Source organism: Psychroserpens damuponensis, assembly GCF_000826655.1.
Classification (GTDB): Bacteria; Bacteroidota; Bacteroidia; order Flavobacteriales; family Flavobacteriaceae; genus Psychroserpens; species Psychroserpens damuponensis.
The window spans coordinates 1-3,356 of record NZ_JXJO01000070.1 but is presented as its reverse complement, the minus strand read 5'-3'; the positions used below and the strand labels follow the sequence as shown (position 1 = coordinate 3,356).

Here is a 3,356-nt window from a genome sequence, read left to right as displayed (position 1 = left end):
GTGTTTGTGTATGATTTCGTTGCGTGGTTTAAGCACTAAAGTTAGCAAATAAATCACAGATAGAAAGTCCGCGAGGACTTTCGTAAGTAAGCAATAACTAGCAATGAATTATACACGGTGTTGCCAACAGTACTTTCTCAAACGCTATGTTGTAATTCTATTTCAGGCATTTCATCATAAGTTCTTCCGTTCAATTCTCTTCCGTTTTTTTTCTTGTTTTTTCCTCCCCATTGTTTAAAGAAAAAAGCAACATCAGCTTTTTCACATTGTTCTTGAATATCAATTACCCAATCAGCATCCATTGGTCTTGGTGTGTGACCACTTTCTCCACCAACTATTACCCAATCTATTTTTTTTAAATTTAAATTTGGTAAAGGTCCAATTAAAGGCTCTAAAGAAAGAAATTTAACTCTTGCATTAGTTTTTCTTAAAAAGTCAATTCTATTTTCTACTTTCTGTTCCTCAACTGAAACTCCCATCCAAATATTATGCGACCATTTTAATTCTTTATGAACTTCTAATAATCTTTCAGCTCTTTTAGTTAAAACTTGAAAAACGTGCTGTGGATTTTCATTCATTACTTTAAAAACTTTCTTTATAAACTCTAACGGAATTTCTTCGTGAAATAAATCACTCATTGAGTTAACAAAAACTATTTTAGCTTTTTTCCAAGTATAAGGTGTCTTTAATTCTTTTTCGTGCGTTCTAACTTCAAAATTATCTTTGTATTTATCAACTCCCATTGCTTTTAGTCTTTTGGACATAATCTCTGCATAGCAGAATTTACAACCTTGAGAAACTTTAGAGCATCCTGTTGTAGGATTCCAAGTCATTTCTGTCCATTCGATACTTGATTGAGCCATTATTGATTGTTATATTTATTAATTATTTCATTCGCTATTTTAACAGCATTTTTGTTATTTGAAACCATATAGAAATGAAACATTGTTGAGTTAGATTTATTTTTTAAAATATAAGGATTTGTAACGAATTTAAATAATTCTTTTAGTCTTGATTGATATAATTCCGCTGATTTTTCAATTGCTTTCTCTTTTTTATTTGTTACTATTTCATCGCCAAATAGAGTAGGAACAACACTTTGAGAGTAGAAATATTCAATTATTTTTTCTTTTGGTAAACCAAGAAAAATTTCAAGTTTTTCAATCCAAGCATCTGAAATTTTCCCATCTTTCTTTAATAATCTATTTACTCCCATACCTGTTGGCACCAAAATCCACGCATCAACTTTCAATTCTTGTAAAGCCATTAAAGATTCCCACTTTAACTGCATTCCACAAGGGTCAATATATGCAAGGACTTTATAATTCTTTCCTTTTTTAGATTTAAGAAAATTGCCCATAGACTGTATTTTTTCATTACAATCTGTATTTGCTACGTTTATTATTTTATCGTCATATTTATTTATAACTTTTTCGATAAGTTCTTCTGCAATTTCAGGTTCTTTCTCAACAAAATAATATCTGTCAAATGGTCTTGGATTTTCAATATCGAGAATTCTTTTAGTTGCTCCGATTATAACTTTTCGGTTTTCATCATTCCCTTTTTCTATAAATCCGCTACCTGCAAAGCCATCAAAATATAAGAGTTTCCAATTATATTTATCTGCGTAAATATTCATAATTGATAAATATGCTTGTGCATATTCTACAAGGATTTCAATTTTTGATTCTGTCCAATCTCCTCCGAAGTTATTCATTTAGTTTACGGTTATTCTTGTATTGTTGGCAACGGTTTTGTGTATGATTTCGTTGCGTATTTAAGCACTAAAGTTAGCAAATAAATCACAGATAGAAAGTCCGCGAGGACTTTCGTAAGTAGGCTTGAACTAGCAATGAATTATACACGGTGTTATGCAACGGTTTTATAGCTTTTTCTTATTCGGATTCTTTCTGTTTGCAAACAAAGAAATAATCTCAATGGAATTTTTATTAATTCGGTAATAAAGATTGTTGTGTTTTTCGACTACAGCTTTTCGGATATTTTTTTTCTCCAATGATACTGGGAAAATTTCTGGTGATTTTGAAATCAGTTCTATTGTATGGTCTAATTTTGCAGAGAATCTTCTTAATTCTCTTTCAGTCCATTTGTTCTCAAGATATTCAATAGTTTCTTTTAGTTCAGATATTGCGTGGTCAGTCCACAGAATTTTATAACCACTTTTCATAAATTTCTTTGACGTTTGAGTGAGAAGTCAATTTTCCGTTGTCAGCATCTTTAATTCCTTTTTCAATAGACTCTCTTTCGCTTGCAGAAATTTCATTCCACCAATCGTTTTTCTCTTTCTCTCTTAATTTCATTAGTTTGTCAATCAGAGAAGTATCATTCAAAGTAGATAACCATTGAATTAATTCAATTTTTTTATTTTCTAAACTTAAATCCATAATATCAAATTTACAAATTTAATCTAAATATTCAATTTTTGAGGGTGATTTTAACTGTTGCATAACGTGTTCGTGTATGGTTAGTTGCGTTGGCAGGAACTAAGTTAGCAAAAGAAAACGAACCAGAGGAAAATCCGTAGGATTTTCCGAATACACACAAAACCAGCAATTAAATATACACGTTGTTACCTCACGTATTTATTTTCATCCAAATCAAACACCTCAATGAAAGGATTATCCGTTTTTGGCATATTATCAATCGGGATTCCAGTTTCAAGAATTCTGATCATCTTTTCTCCATTTATGATAGTGTCCAAAAGTCTTGTTTCATATAACATTCCGATTAAAGTGTCATTTGTATGAGTATATTCAAATTCAACATAATCCTTATTTTTTGATTCAAAGTCCCAAACTTTTGTCGTATCTCTTTTTGAATGTAAGAACGCCAATCCTAAATTCTTTTCTATTATTGGGCTTTTAAATTCATAGTCGTCTTTATTATGAAAATAAACTCTTCCATAATATTCATTTTCTCCTCTTTTATTAAATTCCAAAATGTAAAAGGTGCTTTTGGTAGAATCCAAGACTTTATTTTTGTAAAATTTGTATTGTTGATAGATTGTATCTTTATCTTTAGTTAGATAAACTTCTACTTTTTCGATTGTGTTTTTATGGGAACTGATATATTCAAGCCATTTTTTTTTATATTTGTATTCTTTTTTCTTAATCATTTTAGAGTCTTCCGTTATCTTCTTTCCGCTATTATTTGATTCACAAGATTGAAAAATTATAAAGCTTATAAGACAGAATGATAATAAAATCTGTAATTCAATTTTCGGTTTGTTCATATGTGAGGTAACGGTCTTGTGTATGATTTCGTTACGGAAAAATCGTCAAGATTTTTCCGAGTTAATAACCAAAGATAGCAAAAGTGCAGGGATTTTCCGCAAGGAA

5 protein-coding genes are annotated in these 3,356 nt (G+C 30.1%); all 5 read right to left on the bottom strand.

Features of this window, described 5'->3' with window-relative positions:
* Positions 1-137: 137 nt before the first annotated feature.
* A complete protein-coding gene (locus TD29_RS17420) occupies positions 138-863 on the bottom strand; it encodes a DUF5131 family protein (protein ID WP_040282808.1) in 726 nt (241 codons plus the stop codon).
* Entirely contained in the window at positions 863-1,717 is an 855-nt protein-coding gene (tcmP, locus tag TD29_RS17415) for a three-Cys-motif partner protein TcmP (protein WP_040282806.1), read from the bottom strand. The genes TD29_RS17420 and tcmP overlap by 1 nt, the downstream gene beginning before the upstream one ends.
* A 165-nt stretch (positions 1,718-1,882) precedes the next feature.
* A complete protein-coding gene (locus TD29_RS17410; protein ID WP_040282805.1) occupies positions 1,883-2,185 on the bottom strand; it encodes a type II toxin-antitoxin system RelE/ParE family toxin in 303 nt (100 codons plus the stop codon).
* Complete coding sequence (locus TD29_RS17405) at positions 2,169-2,402, bottom strand: hypothetical protein (RefSeq protein ID WP_040282803.1); 234 nt, start codon at positions 2,400-2,402, stop codon at positions 2,169-2,171. The genes TD29_RS17410 and TD29_RS17405 overlap by 17 nt, the downstream gene beginning before the upstream one ends.
* 185 nt (positions 2,403-2,587) lie before the next feature.
* Complete coding sequence (locus TD29_RS17400; RefSeq protein WP_161792634.1) at positions 2,588-3,133, bottom strand: hypothetical protein; 546 nt, start codon at positions 3,131-3,133, stop codon at positions 2,588-2,590.
* Positions 3,134-3,356: the final 223 nt, after the last annotated feature.